A 2,891-nucleotide genomic window follows, 5' to 3' on the forward strand; every position below is an offset into this window, starting at 1 on the left:
GGGCACTCCCCGTCTCCGCACGCCGCCCGCTCCACCAGCTCCCGGCCCGGCTCCGCCCCGGCCGGGAGCTGGTCCCAGCCTCGGGCCCCGGCCTGTCGCCGCCGCGCCGGCACCGCCAGGCGGTAGGAATGGCACCGGACCGAACCGCACCTCGGAGGCACCGGTGAACCACCCGATCCTCGACCAGATCCAGCACCTGCGGGCCGAATTGGCACCCGGCGACACCGCCCCCGCGCTGGTCGGCGCGCTCGCCGACGGCACCGCGCCGCGCTCGGCAGTGGCCGAACTCGCCGCCCAGCAGCACCGGATCATCCGCTCCGACCGCCGCAGCCTGCTGGTGGTCGCCGGCCGCACCGCGGACCGGCCGGTCAGCGCCTGGTTCGCCGCCCTGGCCGAGGGCGAGAGCGCCGCACTGCGCACCCTGCCCGCGCTCGGCGCCGCCGTCGGACTCGACCACGGCGCACTGGAGGCCCGCCCGCCGCTGCCCGGGTGCCAGGCCTACCCGCACTACCTCGCCTGGCTCGCCCTGAACGGCGAGCCCGCCGCCGCGGCCGCCGCGCTCGTCGCCAACTTCGCCGCCTGGGGCGGCTACTGCGCCACGATCGCGCAGGCGCTGCGCCGCCAGTACGGCTTCTCCGACGAGTCCTGCGCGTTCTTCGACTTCTTCGCCCAGCCCGCGCCCGAGCTGGAGCAGCAGGCCGCCGACGCCCTGGGCCCGGACCGGCTGGACGAGCCGACCCTGGCCGCCGCGCGCGAGTACGGGCTGCTGCTCCAGGCCTACGAGCACCTGTTCTGGGACACCCTGGGCGTCATCGACGCCTGAGAGCGAACCGTCCGGTCCGTCCCGGGGCCGGGAGGCCTCAGGCCTGCCAGTGCGGCTTCCCGCTGACCATCCGGCAGTAGATCACCCGGCCGCCGGCCTCGTGGGTGCTCTTGCCCAGGTCCGCGGTGCGGCAGAACTGCCCCGCCTCGTAGCAGTTGCCCGCGTTCGAGCGGATCTCGCACCCGGCGCCGGCCCCGGCCGCCGCCGCGGGGGGCTCCGGGTCCTTCGGGGGCTGGGCCGTGGTCACCTTCGGCTGCGGCGCCTTGGTGGCGGGCGGCTGCGCGGGGGCGCTGGGCTGGCCCGGAGGGGCCGCGGGCGGGGGCGTCGCCACCGGTGCCGCGGGTGCCGGCTGGGCCGGCGGGGTGCTGACCGGGGCCGACGGCGGGACCGCGGCGGCGGGCGTCGCCGGCGGGGTGGTCGCCGCGGGCGTGGTGACGGCGGCGGTCGGCGTGGCCGAGGCCGTGGCACCGCCGTCGGCCGCCGACGGGTCGCAACCCGTCAGCGCCAGGCCGACGGTGAGCACGAGTCCGGCGAATCCGGCCAGGCCGGCCCGACGGCGACCGGGTATCCGTGAAGGCATGGGAGGAGAACGCTCCGTTCCGTTTGGATGAGTCGTGCGATTGAAGCAGGAATCGCACACGCACCGTCCACCGAATCCCCACTCGTTGGCAGATCGAGACCTTCCGGTCACCGACCGTCGCCACCCCGCCCGAACCCGCCCGAACCCGCCCGATCACCTCCCGCCGACCGGCCGTCAACACGGCCCCGCTGTCAGCGCAGCCCCGCCGTCCGACGCTCGAACACCGCGGGGCGGGCGGTCTCCAGCGCCGTGGAGACCGCACCGAGGAGCACCGCCTCCTCCCCCAGGAGGCTCGGCGCGAGCGTCGGCCGCATCGGGGCGAGCCCGTGCAGGGCCTGCTCCAGCGGCTCCAGGAGCAGGTCCGCGCTGCTGCCGATCCCGCCGCCCAGCACCACCAGGTCCGGGTCCAGGACGGCCGACAGCACGGCCACCGCGTAGGCGAGCCGCTCGGCCTCCCGCTCCACCGCCCGGACCGCCGCGGGCTCCCCGGCCCGGGCCCGCTCGAACACCTGCTTCGCCGTCAGCTGCCGCGCCGCGGACTCCCCGTCCAGCCCGAAGTCCCGGGCGGCGCGCACCACGGCGTCCGCGGCGGCGTCCTGCTCGATGGTCGCGGCCGGCTCGCCGGCCCGCCCGGACAGCGGGACCAGGCCGATCTCGCCCAGCCCGCCGTGCGCGCCGAGCAGCAGCTCGCCGTCCTTCACCACGCCCAGCCCGAGCCCGGTGCCGACCAGCAGGTAGGCGAACATCCGGCTGCCCCGCCCGGCGCCCAGGGTGTACTCGCCGAGCGCCGCCAGGTTGGCGTCGTTGGCCACCGAGACGGCCGTCCCCAGGCCCTCGCCTATCCGGTCGAACAGTCCCGGCCTGCCCCAGCCCGGCAGGCTGCTGGCGTAGCGCACCCCGCGCCGCTGCTCGTCCCACACCCCCGGGGTGCCGATCACGGCGTGCACGATGTCCCCGGCCGCCAGGCCCGCCTCGGCGATCGCCTCGTGCCCGGCGGCGACCACGGCGTCGGCGACGGCGTTCGCCGAGCGGCCCCGGTTGGCCACGTCCCGGCGGGCGACCACCGTCCCGGCCAGGTCCGCCACCGCCACCCGCAGCCGGGCCCGGCCGATGTCCACGCCGAGCACGTGCCCGGCCGTCGGGTCGACCTCGTACAGCACGGCGGTGCGGCCGCGCTCGGGGGCCAGCCGCCCGGCCTCGCGGACCAGTCCGGCCCGCTCCAGCTCGGCCAGCGCGGCCGAGACGGTCGGCTTGGACAGGCCGGTGTCCCGGGCCAGCTGGGCGCGCGAGGAGCCGCCGCCGGTGCGCAGCAACTCCAGCAGCAGCCACTCGTTGTTGCTGCGCAGCCGCTGCCGGTTCCACGGCACCCCGGGGGCCCCGGCCGCCGGGCGACTGGTCGGCTGGTGGGGGCTCATCGGGTTCCTCCGGTCTGGATCTTCGGGCGCGGGTCGGTACGGCCAAGCCGGTACGGCTGGGTCGGTACGACCA

General features: G+C 77.4%; 3 protein-coding genes. 1 reads left to right on the plus strand and 2 read right to left on the minus strand.

The genetic code is table 11. The annotated features are described in order from the left end of the window. Positions 1-163 precede the first annotated feature (163 nt). Positions 164-823, plus strand: coding sequence for a transcriptional regulator (locus ACFU6K_RS35660; RefSeq protein ID WP_380670279.1), 660 nt, complete (start codon positions 164-166; stop codon positions 821-823). A 37-nt stretch (positions 824-860) separates the two neighbouring features. Here ACFU6K_RS35660 and ACFU6K_RS35665 read toward each other — a convergent pair whose 3' ends face one another. Further along, positions 861-1,403, minus strand: coding sequence for a hypothetical protein (locus ACFU6K_RS35665; protein WP_380670281.1), 543 nt, complete (start codon positions 1,401-1,403; stop codon positions 861-863). 191 nt (positions 1,404-1,594) lie between these two features. Beyond that, the gene (locus ACFU6K_RS35670) at positions 1,595-2,818 is read right to left on the minus strand and encodes an ROK family protein (RefSeq protein WP_380670283.1); all 1,224 of its coding nucleotides are present in this window, start codon (positions 2,816-2,818) and stop codon (positions 1,595-1,597) included. Positions 2,819-2,891 lie beyond the last annotated feature (73 nt).

This window comes from Kitasatospora sp. NPDC057512 (assembly GCF_042802135.1).
GTDB lineage: Bacteria > Actinomycetota > Actinomycetes > Streptomycetales > Streptomycetaceae > Kitasatospora.